This window comes from Hymenobacter mellowenesis (genome assembly GCF_030581005.1).
GTDB lineage: Bacteria > Bacteroidota > Bacteroidia > Cytophagales > Hymenobacteraceae > Hymenobacter > Hymenobacter mellowenesis.
Genome location: NZ_JAUQSX010000017.1, coordinates 99259 through 122213 on the forward strand (window position 1 = coordinate 99259; position 22955 = coordinate 122213).

The 22955-nt window shown below is 63.1% G+C and carries 17 protein-coding genes; 13 read left to right on the forward strand and 4 right to left on the reverse strand.

The annotated features are described in order from the left end of the window. Positions 1–110 precede the first annotated feature (110 nt). From Q5H92_RS24125 to Q5H92_RS24140, 4 genes are all read left to right on the forward strand, one after another. Entirely contained in the window at positions 111–3263 is a 3153-nt protein-coding gene (locus Q5H92_RS24125) for a SusC/RagA family TonB-linked outer membrane protein (protein WP_305014142.1), read from the forward strand. A gap of 173 nt (positions 3264–3436) precedes the next feature. Further along, complete coding sequence (locus Q5H92_RS24130; protein WP_305014143.1) at positions 3437–4996, forward strand: SusD/RagB family nutrient-binding outer membrane lipoprotein; 1560 nt, start codon at positions 3437–3439, stop codon at positions 4994–4996. A gap of 187 nt (positions 4997–5183) precedes the next feature. Then, complete coding sequence (locus tag Q5H92_RS24135; protein ID WP_305014144.1) at positions 5184–6422, forward strand: hypothetical protein; 1239 nt, start codon at positions 5184–5186, stop codon at positions 6420–6422. Positions 6423–6545: 123 nt separating this feature from the next. Next, complete coding sequence (locus Q5H92_RS24140; RefSeq protein WP_305014145.1) at positions 6546–7427, forward strand: hypothetical protein; 882 nt, start codon at positions 6546–6548, stop codon at positions 7425–7427. 3 nt (positions 7428–7430) lie between these two features. Here Q5H92_RS24140 and Q5H92_RS24145 read toward each other — a convergent pair whose 3' ends face one another. Together Q5H92_RS24145 and Q5H92_RS24150 are read right to left on the reverse strand one after the other, a co-directional pair. Next, positions 7431–9239, reverse strand: coding sequence for a glycoside hydrolase family 10-like protein (locus Q5H92_RS24145; protein WP_305014146.1), 1809 nt, complete (start codon positions 9237–9239; stop codon positions 7431–7433). Positions 9240–9445: 206 nt separating this feature from the next. Further along, the gene (locus tag Q5H92_RS24150) at positions 9446–9736 is read right to left on the reverse strand and encodes a hypothetical protein (protein ID WP_305014147.1); all 291 of its coding nucleotides are present in this window, start codon (positions 9734–9736) and stop codon (positions 9446–9448) included. Between the two features lie 160 nt (positions 9737–9896). Here Q5H92_RS24150 and Q5H92_RS24155 point away from each other — a divergent pair, with 160 nt between their 5' ends. From Q5H92_RS24155 to Q5H92_RS24170, 4 genes are all read left to right on the forward strand, one after another. Beyond that, positions 9897–10739, forward strand: coding sequence for a hypothetical protein (locus Q5H92_RS24155; protein ID WP_305014148.1), 843 nt, complete (start codon positions 9897–9899; stop codon positions 10737–10739). A gap of 213 nt (positions 10740–10952) precedes the next feature. Further along, positions 10953–11834: a rhomboid family intramembrane serine protease gene (locus tag Q5H92_RS24160; protein WP_305014149.1), complete on the forward strand. Its 882-nt coding sequence runs from the start codon at positions 10953–10955 to the stop codon at positions 11832–11834. 79 nt (positions 11835–11913) lie between these two features. Next, positions 11914–12921 carry a zinc-binding dehydrogenase gene (locus tag Q5H92_RS24165; RefSeq protein WP_305014150.1) on the forward strand — a complete coding sequence of 336 codons (1008 nt, stop codon included), beginning with the start codon at positions 11914–11916 and terminating at the stop codon, positions 12919–12921. A 146-nt stretch (positions 12922–13067) separates the two neighbouring features. Beyond that, positions 13068–13343, forward strand: coding sequence for a hypothetical protein (locus tag Q5H92_RS24170; RefSeq protein ID WP_305014151.1), 276 nt, complete (start codon positions 13068–13070; stop codon positions 13341–13343). A 120-nt stretch (positions 13344–13463) separates the two neighbouring features. On the opposite strand, the gene Q5H92_RS24175 is transcribed toward Q5H92_RS24170, so the two are convergent. After that, entirely contained in the window at positions 13464–14858 is a 1395-nt protein-coding gene (locus Q5H92_RS24175) for an FAD/NAD(P)-binding protein (RefSeq protein WP_305014152.1), read from the reverse strand. Positions 14859–15030: 172 nt separating this feature from the next. Next, positions 15031–15999, reverse strand: coding sequence for an ADP-glyceromanno-heptose 6-epimerase (gene rfaD / locus Q5H92_RS24180; RefSeq protein WP_305014153.1), 969 nt, complete (start codon positions 15997–15999; stop codon positions 15031–15033). A 193-nt stretch (positions 16000–16192) separates the two neighbouring features. Between rfaD and Q5H92_RS24185 the strand changes: the two genes are divergently transcribed. The 5 genes from Q5H92_RS24185 to Q5H92_RS24205 all read left to right on the forward strand — a co-directional run. Next, positions 16193–17122, forward strand: coding sequence for an ABC transporter substrate-binding protein (locus Q5H92_RS24185; protein WP_305014154.1), 930 nt, complete (start codon positions 16193–16195; stop codon positions 17120–17122). A 111-nt stretch (positions 17123–17233) separates the two neighbouring features. Continuing rightward, the gene (locus tag Q5H92_RS24190) at positions 17234–18235 is read left to right on the forward strand and encodes a FecCD family ABC transporter permease (RefSeq protein ID WP_305014155.1); all 1002 of its coding nucleotides are present in this window, start codon (positions 17234–17236) and stop codon (positions 18233–18235) included. A gap of 84 nt (positions 18236–18319) precedes the next feature. Continuing rightward, the gene (locus Q5H92_RS24195; RefSeq protein WP_305014156.1) at positions 18320–18736 is read left to right on the forward strand and encodes a 6-pyruvoyl trahydropterin synthase family protein; all 417 of its coding nucleotides are present in this window, start codon (positions 18320–18322) and stop codon (positions 18734–18736) included. A 125-nt stretch (positions 18737–18861) separates the two neighbouring features. After that, positions 18862–19974 (forward strand): lipid-A-disaccharide synthase, encoded by a 1113-nt coding sequence (gene lpxB, locus Q5H92_RS24200; RefSeq protein ID WP_305014157.1) that lies wholly within the window; start codon positions 18862–18864, stop codon positions 19972–19974. Between the two features lie 264 nt (positions 19975–20238). Further along, positions 20239–22955, forward strand: a 2717-nt coding sequence (locus Q5H92_RS24205) for a reprolysin-like metallopeptidase (RefSeq protein WP_305014158.1), incomplete at its 3' end; no start/stop codon positions are given.

The following is a 22955-nucleotide window of genomic DNA, read 5'->3' on the forward strand; positions in this document are numbered from 1 at the left end:
ATATTTCGCACATTTGACGCCCCAAGTTCATGAAGTTCATTTTACTCTCATCTGGCAGCGGCCATACGCCGCCGGTATATTCGCTTTTCCCCCACCAAAATCTGATTCTCATGAAAAAAACCTACTGGCTATTTCTGCTCTTGCTGGGCGTGCTGCTGGCCCCGCCCAGCTGGGCCCAGACGACGGCCCGCACCGTGTCGGGCATTGTCACCTCCAGCACCGACCAGAGCCCGCTGCCCGGCGTCACGGTGCTCGTGAAGGGCACCACCACCGGCAGCACTTCCGGCTCCGACGGCCGCTACTCGGTGCAGGCCGCGCCGGGCGCCACGCTCGTGTTTAGCTTCATTGGCTACGGCTCGCAGGAGCGCAGCGTGCCCGCCGACGGCGCCGTGGACGTGGCCCTGAAGGAAAGCACCACCGGCCTCGACGAGGTGGTGGTGACGTCCTACGGCATTCCGCAGGAGAAGCGCACGCTGGTGACGGCCGTGCAGGAAGTGAAGAGCAAGGACATCATCGACTCGCGCCAGACCAACGTGGTGAATGCCTTGCAGGGCAAAATCGCGGGCGTGAACATCACCTCCTCGGGCGGCGCGCCGGGCGAAGGCGCCAGCATCATCATCCGGGGCGGCACCTCGCTCGACGGCGACAACCAGCCGCTGTTCGTCATCGACGGGATGATTATGGACAACGGCTCGTTTCAGGAAAGCACCGCCCCGGGCGGCGGCTCGGCTTTCAACGGCCTGCTGGGCCGCTCGGTGGGCGCCAGCAACCGCGCCGGCGACCTCAACCCCGAAGACATTGAAAGCATTACGGTGCTGAAAGGCCCGGCGGCGGCGGCCCTCTACGGCCTGCGCGCGGCGGGCGGCGCCGTGGTCATCACCACCAAAAAAGGCAAGGCTGGCACCACCACGCTCAACTACCGCACCCAGTACTCGGTGGACGAGGTGAGCCGCCTGCCCAAAATGCAGAGCCTTTACAAGCGCGGCAGCAGCGGCCTGGCCGACCCCACCACGCGCATCTCGTTCGGCCCGCGCTTTGCGCCCGGCGAGGAAGTGTACGACAACGTGGGCAATTTCTTCCGCAAGGGCAACACCTTCCAGAACTTCCTGAACATGTCGGGCGGCTCCGAGAAGACCACCTTTGCCGTGTCGGCCTCCAATCTGCAGCAGCAGGGCGTGACGCCGGGCAGCAAGTACGACAAAAGCACGGTGCGCCTCTCGGGCACGGCCGACATTTCGTCGCGCCTGCAGGTGAGCGCCTCGGCCCAGTACCTGACCTCGGGCGGCGAGCGGCCCATTCAGGGGCCGGGCCTGTTTGGCTCGTCGGGCGGCTTTCTGCTGAGCTTGCTGAACTGGCCGCGCGATGACGATGCCCGCAACTACCTGAACCCCGACGGCACCCGCCGCCGCCTGCTGGCCGTAGGCAACGGCACCGACGCCGACGCCGACAACCCCTACTGGACGGTGAACAACAACCCCCAGACCGACCGCACCAACCGCTTCATCGGCAACGCGCGGCTGAGCTTTAAAGTAGCGCCGTGGCTGACGCTGAGCCACAACCTGGGCACCGACCTCTACACCTCGCGCACCACGTCGGTGCGGGCCGTGGGCACCTCGCAGGTGGGCAACCAGAACGGCGGCATTGCCGAGACGGTGGACCAGTTCCGCCTCACCACGGCCACCACGCTGGCCAGCTTCAACAAGGAATTTGGCGACAACGTGGGCGGCACGCTGGTGCTGGGCAACACGCTGGAAGAAAACATGGACCAGGCCGTGGACTACATCGGCCTGATTTTCCAGAACCCCAACTTCATCGGCCTCAACAACACGGTGAACCGCAACGCCCTGCAGCGCGACAGCAAGCGCCACCTCATCGGCAACTTTGCCCGTCTGAACGTGTCGCTGTTCAACCAGCTGTTTCTGGAGTTCCAGGGCCGCTACGACCAGTCTTCGACCCTGCCGCGGCCCGATGAGAACAAGATTTTCGGCAAGGGCTTCTTCTACGGCTCCATTGGGGCGGGCTACGAGTTCACCAAGGCCCTGGGCCTGGAGCAGAACAACATCCTGAACTACGGCAAAATCCGGGCCTCGGTGGCCGGTGTGGGCAAGGACGCGCCGCCCTACCGCGTGCTGGCGCCGCTCACGCAGAACACCTACATCGGCGGCGGCTTCCGCAACGACTTCTTCGGCTCGAACCCCAACCTGCGGCCCGAAAATACCCGCACTTATGAAGCCGGCATCAACCTGCAGTTCCTCAAAAACCGCCTGGGCTTGGACTTCAACTACTACTACTCGCGCACCAAGGACCAGATTATCGCCCCCCGCGTGAGCCAGTCGGCCGGCTTCATCCTGCAGTACATCAACGGCGGCATCGTCACCAACGAGGGCCAAGAAGTGTCGCTGACGGGCTCGCCCATCAAGGCCAAAAACTTCAGCTGGGACATCATTGCCAACTTCTACCACAACACCAACCGCGTGGAAGAGCTTCCCTTCCCGCTCACGGTGGTGTACCAGTCCGATGCCTTCATCACCGACATCCACGAAGGCGGCTCCTTCCCTGGCCGCCCCATCTCGGGCCTGGGCGCCACCGACTTCACCCGCGTGACCGACCCCAACAGTGAGTTCTACAACCAGGTGATTGTGAACGCCACCACCGGCTACCCGTCGGTGAACTCGGCCTTCACCTACGCCGGCAACCGGGCCCCGCGCTTCACCACGCAGCTCACCAACACCTTCACCTACAAGGGCCTGTCGCTGACGTCGTTGCTCGACTTCCGCGTGGGCGGCGTGGTGGTGAACGGCAACGACTGGTATCAGACCCGCGTGGGCACCGCCGAGCGCACCGCCGACCGCTACAAGCAAGTGGTGTTCGACGGCGTGGTGGTGACGGCCCGCGACGCGGCCGGCAACCCCACCGCCTATGCCAAAAACACCCGCTCCGTGGAGCTGACCCAGACCTACTACACCAGCATTCTGGGCGCGGCGGGCACGGCCTTCATCGAGGACGGCTCGTGGGCCCGCCTGCGCTACGTGACCTTGAGCTACGCCCTGCCCGCCACGCTGCTCTCGCGCACCGGCTTCATCAAAGGCGCCGAGCTGAGCGTGACCGGCCGCAACCTGGTGCTGCTGACCAAGTACCGCGGCGCCGACCCCGAAACGTCGGCGGCCGGCGCGGGCGTGCGCGGCGGCGGCTCCACCGGCTTCGACTACGGCAACGTGCCCGGCACCCGCGGCGTGGACATGGCCCTGCGCGTGAATTTTTAATGGAATGATTGACCGGAAAAGAACGTCATGCAGAGCGCAGCGAAGCATCTCGCTTGCTGGGACTAATCATGATGACTTTACGATTGAGTTGCTGCCCCACGCGAGATGCTTCGCTGCGCTCTGCATGACGGCCTGCTAGCTCAGTTATTCCCTCACAACTGACAACTAACCATATGAATCGATATATTCTTGGCCTGGGCCTGCTACTCGGCACCGCCGCCCTCACGTCGTGCGAGAAATTCCTCGACGTGAACAACAACCCCAACAACCCCGTCGTCTCGACGCCGAACTTCCTGCTGCCGGGCATCATTTCCAATGGCATCCAGACGCAGATGTTCACGGCCCTGCGCACGCCCTACATCACGCAGTACGTGGTGAGCCGCACTGCCAACAGCGGCGGCAACGACCAGTACTTCTTCACCAACGCCCAAAGCACCAACACCTTCAACTACTCTTACTTTCAGAGCGGCGGCAACATTCCGGTGATGCAGAAGGCGGCCGAGGCCGAAGGGTCGGTGTACTACGTGGGCGCCGGCAAAATCATGCAGGCCCTGATTCTGGCCCACGCCACCGACATGCTGGGCGACATTCCCTTCACGGAGGCCTACCAAGGCGGCGCCAACTTCACGCCCAAGTACGACTCGCAGGAGCAGATTTACGCCACCATCAACCGGCTCTGCGACGAGGGCGCCGCGGAAATGGCCAAGCCCGCCAGCGCCAACTTCCGCCCCCTCTACAGCACCTCGCCCAGCGAAAGCGGCGACATTCTGTACAAGGGCGACCCGAGCAAGTGGCTGCGACTGGCCTACGCCCTGAAAGCCCGCCAGGCCCAGCACCTCACCAAAAAGGCCAGCTACAGCGCCACCGCCGTGCTGGCGTTGTGCGACCAGGCCTTCACCTCGGCGGCTGACGACGCGCAGATTAACTTCCAGGTAGCCGTGGCGCCGCTCACCAACACTACCAGCATTTTTGGGGTGACGCGCGCCAACTTCGGCACCGCCACCTTCTCCTCCAACGTTGTGAAGCTCCTCAACGGTACCACCTACCCCGGCGTGGTCGACCCGCGCTTTGGCGTGCTGGTGCCCACCACCAGCACGGGCGTCGACCCCGGCCGCGGCACCACCACCAACCTCACGCCCGGCTCCACCGTCACGGACTTCTACGGCGGCTGGTACGCCCGCGACCTGGGCTACTACGAGGCCATCACCTACCACGAGCTGAAGTTCATTGAGGCCGAGGCCGCGTTCCGGGCCAACAACCTGCCCCGGGCCCTGGCCGCGCTGCGGGCCGGCATCACGGCGCACATGCGGAAAGTGGGCACGGGCGGCAGCTTCTCGCCCCCGGCCGTTACGTTCCCCTTCATTTCCGATGCCCAGATTAATGCCTACCTGGCCAGCGCCGCCGTGCCCCAGACCGAAGCCCAGCTCACGCTGCGCAGCATTATGGAGCAGAAATACATCGCCATGTTCCTGAACCCGGACTCGTGGTCGGACCTGCGCCGCCTGGATTACGACCGGAATATCTACGTCAACTTCCTGTATCCCTTCTACTCGGGCACCGGCACGGGGCCCCTGCAGGGCGGCTATCCCCGCCGCCTGCTGCCCGGCGCCACCGAATTGCAGGTGAACCCCAACGCCGTGGCCGGCCTGTACTCGGCCGAGGGCCTGACGTTTGGCACCCCGGCTGCCGACAACAGCTACGTGACCAAGAATCTGTGGTTTGACCGCCCGTAAGTTGGCGGTTAAGCCGCTGGGATGTCATGCAGCGCGCAGCGAAGCATCTTTACCTCGATGGTAATTAATGCTACTGCCATGAAGCGGTAAAGATGCTTCGCTCCGCTCTGCATGATGTTTCCATAGCTTGACGTTCACCCGGCCCCGGCTGACCCTATCCATCCCCTGACTTTTAACAACCCGTTATATGAAGCATTTTTCTTTCCGCCTGCTGCTGCTCTTGCCGCTGCTGGGCCTGCTGCTCGGCAGCTGTAAAAAGGAAATCGATAACTTTTACACCATCGATTCCGAGCCCGGCTTTGCGGGCCTGGGCCAGCCCCGCGTGGCGCTGGCCGCCCGCTACGCCCCCGGCGAAGCCGTGCCGCTCTTCGTATCGTACGCCGAGGCTGACCAGTTGCGCGACGTGACCGTGTACCAGGTCGTGGCCAAACTCGACTCGGCCACGATTGGCACTTATCCCGCCGCCGGCACCTACAACACCACCGGCGGCCTGCAGGTGATGCCCGTGCCCTACACCGTGCCCAACCGCCCCAACGGCCTGCTGGTGCGCGTGGACGTGACGCTGAACTTCCAGAACGGCAGCTCGCGCCTGCGCCGCTTCACCTACACCATTGCCGCGCCGGCCACGCTGGAGTTTGCCACCGTGCCGCCGGTGCCCACCTACCGCAACGGCCTCGCGGGCACGGCCCAGAGCGAGGGCGACATCGTGGGCTATTCGCTCATTCTGAACAAGGGCGGCCTGGGCGCCGTGCCGGTGCCGCCGGCCACGGGCCTGCTATTTAAAGGCATCGACAGCCTGACCACGTTCTACCGCATCGGCAACCAGCCGCGCGTGCGGGCCGGCGTGGTGCGCAACCCCACCACCGGCGCGGCCAACACCCGCACCGTGGACGCCACCATTCCGCGCAACAGCAACGGCCAGCCCGTCACCTTCATTTTCGAAGCTTATGCGGCCGTGCAGACGCTCACCATCACGGCCCCGGCCATCACCGTCACCAACCCCACGCCGCTGGCCACGCTGCGCACCGGCCGCATCGCGGGCGGCCCCAACGTGACGCTCGACTCGCTGGCGTTCAACCTGCGCACCGGCACCATTGAGCCCGCCGCCAACCCCGCCACCGCCAAGGACCTGTTTCTGAGCGGCACGGGCAGCACCGTCACCCTCTCGGCCGCCAACACCACGCGCTTCTACCGTGCCACCGCGGCCCAGGTAGCCGCCGGCTTCTACACCTCGCCCAACGCCAACCTGGTAGCCACTACGCTCTTCCAGAACACCACCGTGGCCGACGTGGGCGCCATTGCCGTCAACGACGTGTTTGCCGTGCGCGTGCGCGGCGCCGAGGTGATGCTACTACGCATTCTGAGCGTGCGGCCCGGAGCGGCCGGCGTGGCTGCCCGCGTCCGGTTCGAGTACCGGTCGCTGTAGCGGCTTAAGCTGTTTTACAGCAAAAAGGCCTTCCTCGATTGGGGAAGGCCTTTTTTATTGGCACGCTCGACTACTATTGGTGAAACCTCGCTGACAACGGTCAGAAGGATAATTCTGTATTAAATGACTCAAAACCGCATTATGGGTTCAACTTATTCGATACTTATGCCTCGCATTGCTACAGTCATTGCCATTCTGTGCACGATTGGCGAGTTGGGAAGTTGCTCGTCGCCTGAACGGCCAGCTTCAACTGTTTATCCACAAGACGCACGTATCTCATCGCCGGAAGGCATCCCTCGTGATTCTTCTACCAGCTTTTTCCCAGCCAGCGCCAGCGTAGTTACCAGCCAAGATGCTCGGACGAAACGATTAGGCGATTGCAGGTTTATGTCTGGGTTAATATCGAAAGAACTGTTTTGGTTTAAGGCGCCGGTGCTATCTAACTATTATCTGGGCCGTCCCATCTACCGGTTCCTGTGGGCGCCGCCGTTTGGGTTGCCGGTTTTGCTCACGGTGGAGCTGAACGAAACAGATGGCGTTTTGAACACCCGATTCGTGAACCGTTACCCACAAGCTATGCTTTCTAGTGCCCAAGTAGTAGCGTGGTCGAAGCCAGAAATCGAGCGCATCAATGAATTGAAAAGAATGATTCAAGCTGGCCAGGAAGTGGCAGACAATACCGAGCGCCTGACCTCGGCCGTGCAACGGTTGGATTATATAAAATTGTCCGGCACTCCGTTGATTATAACGGACAAGGCTACTGTTTTGAGCCCGCGCCAAATTCAACAATTCATCGGCTTGCTAAACCAGGTAAAATTCTGGCAATCGGCTAGCTGCCAGCCATCGGACTGCTTCGACGGGGCCAATTATACGCTCGAAGCACACGAGGCAAACCGGTATCATATGGTCAATCGGGGGTGCTTTATGGAAAATAGCGAAGGCATCTACAATTGCTGCAAGTTTCTGTTGGACCTCAGCCCCGCTAAGTCCGAAGCAAATAACTAGGCTTCACTTCCCACCAAACAGCCGCCCAAAGAAGCCGCGCTTTTTGGGCTTCTCCTTCACCTTCACTTTGATGAGCGGCGCGGCCTTGTCCGGGCTTTCGCTGCCGGTGGGCGAGCTGAAGCGCGGGTCGGGCTGGGCGGTAGCGGGGGCAGCCACCGGCGCCGAGGCTACCGGCCGGGTGCCGGCCGGCGACTGGCCCACGGCCAGCTCCACATTCTGCAGGCCCGTGCTGATGACGCGCATGGGCCGGCCCTCGTTGTGCAGCCGGTCCACGGCTGTCACGTAGTAGGCGTAGGCCTGGCCGGGCACGGCGGTGGTGTCGACGTAGGTGGCGGGGAAACCGGGCGCGGGGCGCGGCAAGGCCAGAATGCGGCTGGGGTCGTTGGGCGAGCTGGGCTCGTTGGCGCCGAAGCGGTAGAGCACGTAGTAGGTGGCAGCGTCGCCGTCGGCGGCGGGCGGGCCGCTTTGCCAGCTCAAAGTCACGGTGGGGCCGGTGCGGCGCAGGGTGAGACCTGCTACTGGCAGGGGCGGCACGTTGTCTTTCCAAGGCATGGCGGGCACCAGGGCGGGGTAGCGGAACAAATCCTGGCGCAGCGAATCGGTGGTGTGGAGCGGGTTGCGCAGCACCGATTTGGCCGAGAAAAACACGCTGCCCATGGCCTCGCCGTTGGTGGCGCGGTTGATGCGGATTTGGCGGGGCAGCTCGCGCGGGTTGCGCCAGGTGGTGTCGGAGCGGGTGCTTTCGAACATCCGGTAGGTGCCGTGGCCGATGTAGAGGTGGCGGTCGAAGTGGTTGCGGCTCCACCATTCTACCAGTACGGGGTAGGGGCAGAGGCGAAAATTGGTGCTCCAGTACAGCTGCGGCACGATGTAGTCAATCCAGCCCTTCTCCAGCCACAGGCGGGTATCGGCGTACAAATTCGAGTAGGAGGGCTGCCCGGCGCGCGTGTCGGAGCCCTGCGGGAAGTCCTTCGACTTGTTCATCCACACGCCAAACGGCGAGATGCCGAATTTCACCCAGCGCTTGGCGGTCTGAATGCTGTCGTGCAGGTCGCGAATCAGGATATTCACGTTCTGGCGGCGCCAGTCGCCCAGCTTCAGGCTGTCGGGGTTGTAGGTGCGGAAAGCGGCTTCGTCGTGCAGCACCTGGCCGGTTTCGGGGTAGGGATAGAAATAGTCGTCGAAGTGTACGGCGTCAATATCGTAGCGCCGCACCACGTCCAGAATGACGCGGGTGATGTGGGCGCGCACTTCGGGCAGGCCGGGGTTATACAGGAGCTTGCCCGTGAAGCGCAGAAACCACTCCGGATGCTGCCGAAACGGGTGCGTAGGGGCCAGGCGGCGCGTCACCGAGTCCATGCTGGCGCGGTAGGGGTTGAACCAGGCGTGGAACTCCATGCCGCGCCGGTGCGCCTCAGTGATGAGGAAAGGTAGGGGGTCTTCGCCGTCGGCCGGGGCTTTGCCCTGGGTGCCGGTCAGCCACTTGCTCCAGGGCTCCAGGTTCGATTTATAGAAGGCATCCGAAGCGGGCCGGATTTGCACGAACACGGCGTTCAGCCCAGCTTGCTGCCCGGCATCGAGCAGGCGGCGGTACTCGCGGCGGTACTGCTCGGGGCTCTCGCCGCGCTGGTTGGGCCAGTCGATGTTTTCGACGGTGGCAATCCACATGGCGCGCAGCTCGCGCTTGGGTGGGGGTGGCACCTCGGCCGGCTCGGCGGCGGCTTGCGCCAAGGCGGTTTGGGCCGTCAACAGGCCGCCGCTCATCATCAACAGGAAAAAAAAGAAGCGGCCAGCAGCGAGGAAACGGGACATCAATAAAATTCAGCAACACGAATACAAGGCGCAAATTACGGCATTGGGCCGCGAGGCGGGGCGGCAGCGAACGGTATGACTGAAAAAAGGAACGTCATGCTGAGCGCAGCCGAAGCATCTCTACTGCTGCACTAAATCAAATTAGTTGCGCGGTAGAGATGCTTCGGCTGCGCTCAGCATGACCGTTCTTATTATTCTTGATGCGCTTATGAACCCGTCAGCTCCGTATCGGTTTCGGGGTTATCGGGCGTATCGGGGCCGCCTTCGAGGCCGTTGGTCTGGCTGGCGTCGCCGTAGTCGCCGCGAATGCCCGCGCCGTCGCCCATGTTCTGCTGGGTGCTGCTGGGCGTGTTGGGGCCGGTGCTGGGCTTTTCGTCGGGGGCGGTGTCGGGGGTGCTGTTCACCGTGGCTTCCTGCTCCGAGGTTTGGTCGGGAGTGGCGCTAGCGGGCGCGCGGTCGGGCTGCGGGTCGGTGGGGTTCTGCGTGGGGTCGGGCATGGGAGGGAAAGGTGAAATGTGGAAATGGTCGTAGCGCGAACGGAAAGGCCCCGCTGCGTTTGGGTTTACGGCGTGGGGGCGTCACGGTTGGATGCGGCAAATTGGCCGTCGTTCGCCATCTTGCTACGGCATTTGCTCACCAACCTGCCGTCCGCTCCCCGTGTCCGACCATTCTGCTGATTTCTACCACCAAAAAACCGAAGCCGAGCTGCGGTTTTTCATCGAGCACCCCGAGTATTACCAACCCGATTTGATTGATTCGGCCAAGCGCGAGCTGCGCCGCCGGGGCATCCAACTAATCGCGCCGCCCACCGAACCGTTCGCCGTCGACCTCGACGCCCCGGCCAGCATCGCCGAATCGGGCCGGAGCTTGGGCGTTATCAACGTGCTGTTGGCGGTGGCGCTGCTGCTGGGCGTGGGCTGGTTTTACTACTCAAAGCAGCGCGGTGGCGGGGTGAAAGCCGTGGCCGCGCCGGCCAAGCCCCGTCTGCCGCCGCGCCTGATAGAAGTGCCCACTTCCGCCATTCCGACCTACAGCACGTCGGCAGTGGTGGAACGGCAGTTGGCCACCATTCCGGCTTCCGAAAAAAAGGCCTCCCAAGCCATGCGGCAGTTCCGCGAGCTGGCCCGGCGCTTCTGGGCGGCCGAGATGCAAACCGAATACCTCACCGGGCAAGCCCACGCCGGCAAGGCCGGGCCCCTGTTTGCCGAGCAAACGCTGGTGGTACGCCAAACCTGGTCGGATTTCAACAAGGGCGCCGTGTACAGCTACCGCTTCGGCCCCAACATGGCCCGCCACTTCGAGCGCATGCGCGAAACGGCCAGCAGCCAGCAGCACATTCTGGAACAATTCCCGGACCTGCTGGCCAATAAACAATTTCTCAAAGACAAAGAGTTGGTATCCCGCGAAGCCGACGTGCAGGACTGGATGAAAGACGTGCTGCCCACCTCGCCCGTCACCGGCAAGCCGTACAAGGCCACGGTGCTCACGGTGAAGTATTAGGTGTTGGGTTTTGGGGATTGAGTGTTGGGCCGAACTGTCATCCTGAGCGCAGCGAAGTACCTTATTAGGTCAGAGCCAGTTGTTCGAGCGTGATAGGCTCCTTCGCTGCGCTCAGGATGACAGTTCCGCCCGGTACTTCCCACCAACACCCAACCATCTGGCAAAGTGGCCGGTTCTCACAGGCTGGCGCGCTCCTTGCCGCGCCTCTAGTTGATGGAAGAAGCCACCCCTCCCGCCGGCCCGCCGCCCGGCTCCACTGCCGCCCTGGCCGCCCAGCTCTTCGCCCAAAAGCCCGAAGCCGAACTCCTGTACCTGGCCCAGAACGCCGCCCGCTATCCGCCCGCCGTGGGCGCCGCCGCCGTGGCCGAGCTGCGCCGCCGCGACCTGCTGCCCGATACCACGCGCGTCCCCGCGCCCCCCCAGCCCGCCGAAGCCCCGGAAACCTGGCCCCAGCTGCTGGGCCAGTTGCTAAAAGGGCTGTTCATTCCGTCGCGCCGCTTCTGGGCCACCCCGCTGCTGCTCGACCTCAACGTGCTGGTTTTCGGACTCATGGTGCTCAGCGGCGTGTCGGCTTCCCAGCCCACCGGACACCAGTTGGTGCTGTGGGGCTCCAATATTTCCGACCTCACGCTGCCCGGGCAGCCGTGGCGGCTGCTCACCTGCCTGTTTGTGCACGCCGGCCTCACACACCTGCTGCTGAACATGTTCTCGCTCTGGCTGCTGGGCTTGCTGGTGGAAGACCGGCTGGGGCCCCTGCGCTTGTTGCTGGGCTACTTGGCCTGCGGTGTGGGTGGTGGCTTAGCCAGCCTGTGGTGGCACACCGACGGCGTGAATTCGGTAGGAGCCAGCGGCGCCATCTTCGGCCTTTATGGCCTGTTGCTGGTACTGCTCATCGGCAAGCGGCTGGTGCTCGATAAATCCGACCGCCGCGCCATGCTGGGCCTCGTACTCTACCTGGTGCTCAGCAATCTGCTCTCAGGCATTACCGGCAACATCGACAACGCCGCGCACCTGGGCGGCCTGGTGACGGGCCTGCTCGTGGCTGGCCCGGTCGTCATTACCGGTCTGAAAAAGCATGAAGAAACGAATAGCTAAAGGCAATAAAAGAACGTCATGCTGAGCGCAGTTGAAGCATGACGTTCTTTTATCCACTCCCCACTTTCCACTCAAAACCATGCACGCCCTCCAACTCGACGCCATCAACCAGCCCGCGGCCGTCCGCGAAATTCCCACACCTACGCCCGAACCGGGCGAAATCCTGGTCCGGCTCCACGCCGCTGCCCTTAATCACCGCGACGTCTGGATTCAGAAGGGCCAGTACGGCGGCATCAAGCTGCCCTGCACGCTCGGGGCCGACGGCGCCGGCGAAGTAGCTGCTCACGGCGCCGGCGTGTCCGCCAATGCGCCCGCCGCGGGCGCCCGCGTGCTTATCTATCCCGGCCTGCGCTGGGGGCACAACCCTAAATCTCAGGCCAAAGATTTCGTAGTGTTGGGCATGCCCGACCCCGGCACCTTTGCCGAGTACATCACGCTGCCTGCCGAATACATCCGGCCGCTGCCCGCGCACCTCAGCTTCGAGCAGGGCGCAGCGTTGCCGCTGGGCGGCCTCACTGCCTACCGGGCCGCCTTCGCGCGCGCGCAGGTGCAGGCCGGTGAGCGGGTGCTGGTGACGGGCATCGGCGGCGGGGTGGCGCTGCTGGCCGCGCAATTCTGTGCCGCCCGTGGGGCCGAGGTTTGGGTGACGTCCAGCTCGGAAGAGAAAATTGCCCGAGCCAGGGAACTGGGCGCCAAAGGGGGCATCAATTACAACACCGAGAACTGGGTGAAAACCCTCATTCAGCAAGCCGGCGGTCCGTTCGATGTCATCATCGACAGCGCCGCCGGGGCCGCCTTCAACGCCCTGCTCGATGCCGCCGCGCCGGGCGGGCGCATTGTGTTCTACGGTGGCACGCTGGGCAATATCCCCGACATGCCGCCCGCCAAAATCTTTTGGAAGCAGCTCAGCATCCTGGGCTCCACCATGGGCTCGCCACAAGATTTCGACGACATGCTGGCACTGGTGTCGGAAAAGCAAATCGTGCCAGTGGTGGATGAAGTATTTCCGCTGGCCAAGGGCGAAGCCGCCTTGCGCCGCATGGATGCCGGGGCGCAGTTTGGTAAAATTGTGCTGAAAATCAGTTAATACTTCTGGATTGAAAACTATGCTATAAGTAACTGGTATTCAGATTGAATAATATGACTGAAAAGAGGCGTTTGAGGAATGAAAAGGCCGGTTGTTTGGTTAATACAGCAAGCCGTAGATAACCAAACAACCGGCCCGTTTTCCAGATGAAATCTGCCGCCCAATACCTCGAAGGTCATGTGTTTGAAGCCCGCCGCCCGCGCCGTGAATTGCAGCCGGTGGTGGCTCACGCCGATGCCGTGCAAGCCATTGAGCAAGCGCTGGCCGACGCCGAAAAATACCGCTACCTGTTGATGCGCGCCCTGCGCCACCACGACGCGCCTGCCGCCAGCCCCGCGCCCGCCCGCCTGGCCGACATTCGGCCCGCCTTCCCCACCACCGAGGCGCCGGTGCTGCCCATGTATCCGGCCCTGGCTGCGTAATACAAGTGACTTCAAATCACGAAGCCGCTTCCATCTGGGAGCGGCTTTTTTGTGCTACTTGCTTTGGCTTAGGCCCAACAGGGCATTAATTATCCACTAATGCACTGGGGGAGGCAGGCGTTACTTCGGCTTTACTCTTTGCGCCAGTTCCCGCGCCAGCTCAGCGGCCTGCTGCCGCAGCTCCGGCACGGCCGTCGACTCAAAATACGCCGGCCGCCGGCTGGGGCCGAGGGTGAAGAGCGTGGCCGAAACCCGGCCGTCGGCGCCGCGCAGCGCGCCGTGCTCATCGGTGAGCAGGCCCAGGCCCAGCGGGTCGGCGGCGAGGTGATCTTTGTCGCGCAGGCTCATCACCAGCGGGTCGGCAATGCGGCCATAGTCGAGCAGCGGGCCGGCGCAGCACACCACGTGCTGGGCCGTGAGCCACTCGCCCGCGCCGTTTCGCGGGCCGATGCGCACACGCAGCAAGGGGCCTTCGGGCACAATTTCGCGCACCGTGCCCACGCGCAGCTGCACCAGCCCGGTGGCCGTGAGGCGGGCCAGGGCCGCCGTGTTCTGCGGCGGGCTGCGGTGCCGGGCCACCGCCCACAAGCCGGCCAGGTGCCGCAGGAAGCGTTGCTGCTCGGCCAGCGGCCAGGCCGCCCAAATCCGGCCCAGGTTCGGTCGTAGCGAATCCAGCACTGGCTGCCAGCCAATGCCCTGCGCCGCCGCAGCCCGCAGGTGCCGCTTGAAAATGGCCAGTACGCCCGCCACGGTGGTTTCGGCCGCCAGTTCGGGGTAAAAGTTGGGGTAGGGTGCGGCCACCGGGCCGTGGGCGCTGGGCCAGCGGCCGTGCCGGGCCACCACCGTGGCAGAGGCGCGGTGGCCGTCGTGGTGCAGAGCCAGCAGCACGTCCACCGCCGTCAGGCCCGAGCCGATGAGCAGCACCGAGTCGTCGGGCCCGATGCGGCGGATGTTGCCGGTGGCCCAGGGGTCGGCGTGGTAGCCGGGGTGGTGCAGGTAGCGGTGGTCGGGCCCGGCCGGCGGCGGCGGCGGGAAGTTGCCCAGGGCCAGCACCACGATGTCGCTCCGCAACTCGGTGCCGTCGGCCAGCAGCACCTTGCGCTGGCCCGAGGGCAGGAGCGGGGCCGCCACGGCCCGGGTATTGTGCCAGAGGATGCGCGGCGCGGCAGCGGTGGGCGCCAGCGCCGCGCTCAGTTCTTCGTGCAGATAGCGGCCGAAGGTGGTGCGGGGTGCGAAATCGGGCACGCCGTCGACGCTTTCGGGCTGGTTTTTTAGCCAATCGGCGAAATGGCTGGGCGCGTCGGGGTAGAGGCTCAGCGCGCCGGGCCTCACGTTGAGCAGATATTCGGGCCGGCGGGCGCTGTAGGCCAGACCCGGGCCAGGTGCCTCCCGCGGCTCAATGAGGTGAATTTCAGCGTTTCGCAGCGCCGGTTGCTGCCGCAGCTGGAGCACCAGCGCCGTGCCCGCGAAGCCGCCGCCCACAACGGTAATAACGGGACGGGCGGAGGGAGTCACGGGCGGAATTGGGAATGTTTGAGTGGAATTAGGGAACGTCATGCTGAGCGCAGCCGAAGCATCTCTACCGCAATAGTAAATCCTCTCGACTGGATTAGTAGCGCGGTAGAGATGCTTCGGCTGCGCTCAGCATGACATTCTCAATATCTCAGCACAATGGTAAGCACAGTTGTTACATGTACCGGCCCGGCACCAAGTAGTTCTGCACGTAGTCCTGAATGCCGTCTTCCAGCCGCGTAAATGGCTGCTCGTAGCCAATACTCTTGAGCTTGTCCATATTGGCCTCGGTGAAGTACTGGTACTTGTCGCGGATGTCTTCGGGCGTGTCCTTAAAGCGAATATCGGCTGGCTGGCCGAGGGCCTGGAAGGTGTTCAACGCTAAATCGAGGAAGGTGCGGGCCTGGCCGCTGCCCAGGTTGTAGATGCCGGAGTGCGTGCGGTGGTTCAGCAGGAAGAAGCATACTTCGGCCACGTCCTTCACGTACACAAAATCGCGCATCTGGCCGCCGTCGGTGTAGTCGGGGTTGTGCGACTTGAACAGCGTCATCGAGCCCGTCTGCTGAATCTGATGGAAAGCGTGGAATATTACCGAAGCCATGCGGCCCTTGTGGTACTCGTTGGGGCCGTACACGTTGAAAAACTTCAGGCCCGCCCAGAAATACGGCTTTTCTTCCTGCTCCAGCGCCCAGTTGTCGAAGTCGTTCTTCGAGTCGCCGTAGGGGTTCAGCGGGCGGTAGAGCGGGAACAGGGCCTCGTCGGTATCGGTGTAGCCCAGGGTGCCGTCGCCGTAGGTGGCGGCCGAGGAGGCGTACACCAGCGGCAAGTTGTACTTCACGCAGGCCTGCCACATCTGCTTGGAATAGTTGAGGTTGAGCAGGTCGAACACGGCCGGGTCCATCTCCGTGGTGTCGGTGCGGGCGCCGAGGTGGAAGATGAACTCCACCTGCTCGTGATTGGCGTCGAGCCACTCGAAAAACGTTTCGCGGTCGACGTACTCGCGCAGCTTTTTGCCCTCGATGTTGGGCAGCTTCTTTTCAACCGAAAAATTATCCACCACGACCACGTCGTTGAAATTGGCGGCGTTGAGGCGGGAAACAAGGCAGCTGGCAATGAAGCCGGCCGCGCCGGTGACTACTATCATGAGGCGTGGGTTTGGAACGGGGCAAAGGTAGGGGACTAGAAAAAGAACGTCATGCCGAGCGCAGCGAAGCCTCTTTACCGCAATGGTATATGCTGTCGATTGGATTGCGTTGCGCGGTAAAGAGGCTTCGCTGCGCTCGGCATGACGTTCTACTGAATCCCCGTGGCCTGATTCCCGGGGCTACCTTTGCCGCATGCGTTTTCTGTTGCTGCTTTTACCGCTGGCGTGGCTGGCAAGTTGCCAGTCCGATTCAAAACCCGCCGCCCCCGTGGTCGTGCACGATGGCCTGGGCCGCGCCCTCACGCTGCCCGCGCACCCGCGCCGCGTGCTGGCTCTGGCCCCCAGCATGACCGAAATGCTTTACGCCGTGGCCGATACCGCCACCATCGTGGCCCGCTGCCCGCAGGACAATTTTCCCGCCACGGTACTGAGTAAACCCGTCGTCAACAACTACCCGCTCGACATGGAGCGCCTCGTCACGATGAAGCCCGACGTGGTATTCACCGTCGAAGGCATCACCTCCGTCGACGACGCCAAGCGCCTACAGGACTTGGGCATTCCGGTGTATTACATGCGTTTCCGCAAGGTGGAAGACGTTTTCACGGGCCTGGAGGAGTTGGGCCGCCTGCTCGGCCGCGAAGCGCAAGGCCACCGTGTGGCCGACTCGCTGCGTCAACGCCTCAAATTGCTCGCCAGCCCACCAGCTCACGAAAACACCAACCTGCCGAAAGTGCTGGCCATCACCTGGCAGGACCCTATTTATTGCTACGGCCAAAACACACTTTTTACCGACGAAATTGACCTCGCCGGCGGGCGAAACGCTGTGACGGAAACCTTCCCGCAGCCCTACCCGGCCCTCACCCGCGAGTACATCCTCAAGCTGAACCCCGACGTGCTGCTCGGCGGCAGCTTCGAGAAGTTGGATAGTACCTTTTTCAAGAACTATCCCGAGCTGAAGCGCATCAAGGCCTACCAAACCCGCCGCGTCTTCGCTATCACCGGCAACCTGATGGAACGGCCGGGGCCGCGCGTAGTCGAATCGGTGCGCGAATTGCAGGGGCTGCTACGGAGTCAAACGAACGTCATGTCGAGCGCCGCCGAGACATTTCGCGTGCCGAAGTAATCCAACCGCCAGCAAAAGAATTACTACCCCACGCAAGATGTCTCGGCAAGCTCGACATGACGTTCTTACCGCGACGTTCTTCGGCTTGACGTACTTCCATTCCGTTCCTTCTTGAAATCCCAACGCCCGCTTTTCTGGCTATTAACCGGCCTGGCTCTGGTGCTGGTGCTGCTGGTGCTGGGCCTGCGGGTGGGCAGCTACACCACGTCGTATAGCTTCATCCTGAACACTTTCCGGCACTACGACCCCGCCGACCCCGCCCAGCTGGTGCTGGTGCAGCTGCGGCTGCCGCGCCTGCTGCTGGCGCTGCTGGCCGGCGCCAGCCTGGCCGTGAGCGGCTACCTGCTCCAAACCCTCGTCACTAACCCGCTGGCCGACCCGTACCTGCTGGGCACGGCCTCGGGAGCGTCATTGGGCGCCATTGCTTCTTATGTGCTGGTGCCTTCGCTCACCGTCATGGGCGTGTATCTGCCGCCGGTGGCGGCGCTGGCGGGTGCGTTTGGGGCCACGCTGCTGGTGGTGGCGCTGGGCACCCGGCGCGGGCGCATTTTGCCGGCGCCGCTGCTGCTGGCGGGCGTGGCGGTGGGGGCGCTGGCGTCGGCCGTGGGCAGCCTGCTCACCTTCCTGGCCTCGCCCGAGGGCAGCCTGCGTAGCGTGGTGTTCTGGGCCTTTGGCAGCTTCGAACGGGCCGGCTGGAGCGTGCTGCCCTACCCGACGGCGGCGCTGGCCATCAGCCTGGTGGTGCTGGCCTTCATGCAGAAAGACCTGAATTTGCTACTGCTGGGGGAGGAGCGGGCCGCCGCCCTAGGCCTGCCGGTGGCGCGGCGGCGCTGGTTGCTGGTGGGGCTGGCGGCCGGCCTCACGGGGGGCGTGGTGGCGCTGTGCGGGCCGGTGGGCTTCGTGGGTTTGCTGGTGCCGCACCTCACGCGCGGGCTGCTGGGCACCACGGGCCGGCTCAATCTGCTGTTTTGCGCAGTGCTGGGCGGGGGCTTTTTGCTGGCCTGCGACCTGCTGGCCCGGCTGCTCTACCCGCCGGCCGGGCTGCCGGTGGGCTTGGTCACGGCCCTGTTCGGGGTACCCTTCTTCGTATATTTGCTGCGGAAAACCACTTAGTTGTCGGTTGTTAGTTGTCAGTTGTTAGGAACATGCGACCTCCTATTAAGACTAACAACGGACAACTAACAACTGACAACTAGAATGATATACATCAGCCGCCAGGAACATTTCAACGCCGCCCACAAGCTCTACAACCCCAAGTGGAGCGAGGAGCGCAACCGCGAAGTGTTCGGCCCCTGCGCCAATACCAACTGGCACGGCCACAACTACGACCTCATCGTGACGGTGAAGGGCGAACCCGACCCCGAAACCGGCTTCGTGGTCGACCTCAAGGCCTTGTCCGACCTGCTGCGCGAACACATCACCGAGCAGGTCGACCACAAAAACCTTAACCTCGACGTGCCCTTCATGGCCGGCCAGATGGCCAGCACCGAAAACCTGGCCATCGCCTTCTGGCAAATTCTGGAGCGCGAGCTGCCCGCCATCACCCAGGCCCGGCTGCACTGCGTAAAGCTCTACGAAACGCCGCGCAACTTCGTGGAATACTACGGCGGCTAGAAGTCATTTAACATTTATCAATTAACATTTAACAGATGTTGATTGCCGCGCTTGCGCCGGCCGAAAATACCCCATGCGGAGACGGCTGAATGTTAAATGTTAAATGATAATTGTTAAATGAAAGAATGAAATACTATCTGATAGCCGGCGAACGGTCGGGCGATTTTCACGCCGCTCACCTCATGCGCGAACTGAAGCAGCAGGACGCCGCCGCGCAGTTCCGTTTCTGGGGCGGCGACCTGATGGAGGCCGAGGGCGGCGAGCTGGTGCGTCACTACAAGGAGCTGGCAATCATGGGCTTTGTGGAGGCGGCTACCAGCATCCTCAAATTCCGCGGCTACCTGAAGCAGTGCCAACAGGACATCCTCGCCTACAAGCCCGATGTGCTGATTCTGGTCGATTACGCCGGTTTCAACCTGCGCATGGCCAAATTTGCCAAGGAACACGGCATCAAGGTGTTCTACTACATTTCGCCCAAAATCTGGGCCTGGAACCAAGGCCGCGTCGAGCGGGTGAAAGCCTACGTCGACAAGATGTTCGCCATTCTGCCCTTCGAGCGGGAGTTCTACCAGAAGTTTGGCTACGAGGTGGACTATACCGGCAACCCCACGGCCGACGCCGTGGCCGAATTCGAGCCCACCACCGATTTCTACGAGCGCAACCGCTTGGAGCCCGACCGGCCCATCATTGCCGTGCTGCCCGGTTCGCGCAAGCAGGAAATCGAAGAAATGCTGCACGAGATGATTGCCATTCTGCCTGGCTTTCAAGAGTATCAGTTCGTGGTGGCGGGCGTCACCAACCTCGACCCCAACTACTATAAGCACTTCCACCGCAACGGCATCCGCTTCGTTTTCGACCAAACCTTCGACCTGCTGAGCCACGCCACGGCCGCTCTGGTCACCAGCGGCACAGCCACCCTCGAAACGGCTCTCTTCGACGTGCCCCAGATTGTGTGCTACCGCACCAGCCTGCTCAGCTACACCATCGGCAAGATGGTCATCAAGGTGCCCTACATTTCGCTGGTGAACCTGATTGTGGGCCGTGAAGTGGTGAAGGAGTTGATTCAGAATGATTTCAACGCCCGCAACCTGCTCGATGAGCTGCGCACCATGCTCACCGACGCCGACTACCAGGCCCGCATCAAAACCGGCTATGCCGAGCTGCGCGAAAAACTTGGCCAGCAGCAGGCCGCCAAAAAAACGGCCGAGCTAATGGTGAAATACCTGCAAGCCCGGTAGCGGCGAAACAACTTTTTTATCAAAGTGGAAAACATGCGATGCATTCTGCCTTATAGGGTAATGTGTTGCATGTTTTTTAGTTTTATATAAACTTAATTAATTTTTTGGCTGCTGTCGAAGCGGCCGGAGTTTCAGTGGAGAAATAAAAAAACCGGAACAGTAGCCGCTCTTGGCCGATTGTGGGATGTGATTGGTCGATTTTCATCTAAGGAATAGGGGGTAGAAGTTATATTTACTGCTTCCACCTCAAATACCTTTTTCTAGATGACGCATCGTTACCAGTCCCGGCCGGCCCCCCAACGGCCCGACACCCATTCCGGGGTGCGCAAGGGCCTCAGTCGCTTCGGCGGCATGCTTCTGTTGTCGCTGGGCCTTTCGCTCGGCGCGCAGGCGCAGCAAGTCGGCTCGCAATTCTTCCAGGCCGATGGCGAAGCCAAGAGCGCTGCCGCTGTGGCGCCGCTATCGGCTGCCCTTTACCACTCTCAGGCCCTGACGCTGGACCTGAGCGGCCTGAGTTCCGCGCTGGCCACCGCCCCTGCCGAAACGCAGGTGGGTGCCGCTCCGCTGGTGCTGGCTCTGCCGCTGCCCAACGGTGGCACCAGCCGCTTTGCCGTGCGCGAGGCCCCGGTGATGGAGCCCGCCCTGGCGGCCCGCTACCCCGGCATTAAAACCTACGCCGGTGTGGGCCTCGACGACGCGTCGGCTTCGGTGCGCCTCGACCTGACGCCGCAGGGCTTCCACGGTCAGGTGCTCGCCGCCAACGGCCAGAGCTACTACATCGACCCGGTGACGCGCACCGACACGCGCCACTACCTGGCTTTTTATCACAAAGACATGAACCGGACGGCCACGGCCGCCGGTCCGGCTATGACCTGCGGCTTCGAGCCCACGAAAGCCGAGTTGCAAGCCAGCCTTGGTCGCGTAGCGGCTGCCAACGCCGGTACTGCCGGCAAAACCCTCGCCAGCGGGTCGCAGCTGCGCACTTACCGCCTGGCCGTAGCGGCCACCGGCGAATACACCACCTTCCACGGCGGCACGGTCGCACTGGCCCAGGCGGCCATCGTGACGACTGTGAACCGCGTGGTAGGCGTGTACGAAAAAGAGTTGGCCGTGCGCTTGGTGCTGGTGGCCAACAACAGCTTGCTGATATATACCAACGCGGCCACTGACCCCTACGCCAACACCAGCGCCGACCTAGCAGCTAACATTACCAACGTCAATGCCGTCATCGGCTTGGCCAACTACGACATTGGCCACTTGGTTGGTACGGGCGGCGGCGGTGTTGCCGGCCTGGGTGTGGTGTGCAGCGCCAGCAAGGCTCGCGGGCTCACCGGTTCGGCCAGCCCCGTGGGCGATGCCTTCGATATCGACTACGTGGCGCACGAAATGGGCCACCAGTTCAGCGGCAACCACCCCTTCAACGGCAACGCTGGCAGCTGCGGCGGCGGCAACCGCAACGCCAATACGGCTTGGGAGCCCGGTTCGGGCTCGACCATTATGGCCTACGCGGGCATCTGCGGCGCGGCCAATAACCTGCAGCCGAACTCCGACCCGTATTTCCATACCGGCAACTACCAGGAAATGCGCGCCTTCATCGATGGCACGACCTGCAGCACTGCTTCGGCTACCGGCAACACGGCGCCCGTGGTAACGGCCCCGGCCAGCGGCAAAACACTGCCCATCAGCACGCCTTTCAAGTTGACGGCTACGGCTACCGATGCGGAGAACGACGCCCTGACTTATATGTGGGAGGAACTGGACCTCGGCCCCCAGCAGGCGCCCAACGATGCCCAGGTGGCCAATTCAAACGTGCCTCTGTTCCGCTCGTTCGTGCCTTTGACCAGCGGCACGCGTTATTTCCCGCGCATCACGGACCTGGTGAACAACACCACCGTTATCGGTGAGCGCCTGCCCACGGTGTCCCGCTCGCTGAACTTCCGCTGCACGGCCCGCGACGAGCATGTTGGTACGGTAGGCACCATCGGCGGTGTGGACTACAGCGCGACGGTGAACATGAGCGTGACCAGCACCGCCGGTCCCTTCTTGGTGCAATTCCCCAACACGGCCGTGAGCTGGATTGGCGGCGCGGCCCAAACCGTGACCTGGGACGTGGCCAACACCGTAGCCGCGCCCGTGAGCTGCGCCCGGGTCAACATCCGCCTCAGCCTCGACGGCGGCCTGACGTACCCGACCACGCTTGCCACCAACGTGCCCAACAACGGTTCGGCCATTGTGGTAGCGCCCAGCCCCGCCACCGCCCAAACCCAGGCGCGCATCATGGTGGAAGCTGCTGACAACTATTTCTTCGACATCTCGAACACCAACTTCACCATCACGCCGGCGGCCGTTGGCCCCACCATCACCAGCTTCACGCCGGGCGGTGGCCTGGCCGGCACGGTGGTGACGGTGCTGGGCTCCAATTTCACGGGCGCCACGGCTGTTAGCTTTAACGGTACGGCTGCATCTAGCTTCACGGTGGTTTCGGCCACGCAGCTGACGGCCACCGTGGCCGCCGGCACTACCACCGGCACCATCACCGTGACCACGCCCCAGGGCACGGCCACGTCGGCGCTGCCGTTTGTGGTAGGGGCTCCGCCCACCATCACCAGCTTCACGCCCGCCAGCGGCGCCGTGGGCAGCACGGTGGTTATCACAGGTACTAACTTCACGGGCGCCACGCAGGTGACGTTCAACGGCACGGTGGCCCCGACGTTCACCGTCAACTCGGCCACCCAGATTACGGTGACGGTACCCGCCGGCGCCACCACCGGCGTCATTGGCCTCACGGTGCCCACGGGCTCGGCTACTTCTACTACCGTATACACGGTGGTTCCGGCCCCGACCATTACTTCGTTCACGCCCACTTACGGTCAGATAGGCACGGTGGTAACCCTGACCGGCACCAACTTCACGGGCGCCACGCAGGTGACGTTCAACGGCACGGTGGCCCCGACGTTCACCGTCAACTCGGCCACCCAGAT

Bases quoted from the DNA above. Each gene is read 5' to 3' on its own strand.
- Q5H92_RS24130 (WP_305014143.1), top strand. From the start codon at position 3,437: ATGAATCGATATATTCTTGGCCTGGGCCTGCTACTCGGCACCGCCGCC.
- rfaD (WP_305014153.1), bottom strand. From the start codon at position 15,999: ATGATAGTAGTCACCGGCGCGGCCGGCTTCATTGCCAGCTGCCTTGTT.
- Q5H92_RS24150 (WP_305014147.1), bottom strand. From the start codon at position 9,736: ATGCCCGACCCCACGCAGAACCCCACCGACCCGCAGCCCGACCGCGCG.
- Q5H92_RS24195 (WP_305014156.1), top strand. From the start codon at position 18,320: ATGATATACATCAGCCGCCAGGAACATTTCAACGCCGCCCACAAGCTC.
- Q5H92_RS24125 (WP_305014142.1), top strand. From the start codon at position 111: ATGAAAAAAACCTACTGGCTATTTCTGCTCTTGCTGGGCGTGCTGCTG.
- Q5H92_RS24160 (WP_305014149.1), top strand. From the start codon at position 10,953: ATGGAAGAAGCCACCCCTCCCGCCGGCCCGCCGCCCGGCTCCACTGCC.
- Q5H92_RS24165 (WP_305014150.1), top strand. From the start codon at position 11,914: ATGCACGCCCTCCAACTCGACGCCATCAACCAGCCCGCGGCCGTCCGC.
- lpxB (WP_305014157.1), top strand. From the start codon at position 18,862: ATGAAATACTATCTGATAGCCGGCGAACGGTCGGGCGATTTTCACGCC.
- Q5H92_RS24170 (WP_305014151.1), top strand. From the start codon at position 13,068: ATGAAATCTGCCGCCCAATACCTCGAAGGTCATGTGTTTGAAGCCCGC.
- Q5H92_RS24145 (WP_305014146.1), bottom strand. From the start codon at position 9,239: ATGTCCCGTTTCCTCGCTGCTGGCCGCTTCTTTTTTTTCCTGTTGATG.
- Q5H92_RS24135 (WP_305014144.1), top strand. From the start codon at position 5,184: ATGAAGCATTTTTCTTTCCGCCTGCTGCTGCTCTTGCCGCTGCTGGGC.
- Q5H92_RS24140 (WP_305014145.1), top strand. From the start codon at position 6,546: ATGACTCAAAACCGCATTATGGGTTCAACTTATTCGATACTTATGCCT.
- Q5H92_RS24185 (WP_305014154.1), top strand. From the start codon at position 16,193: ATGCGTTTTCTGTTGCTGCTTTTACCGCTGGCGTGGCTGGCAAGTTGC.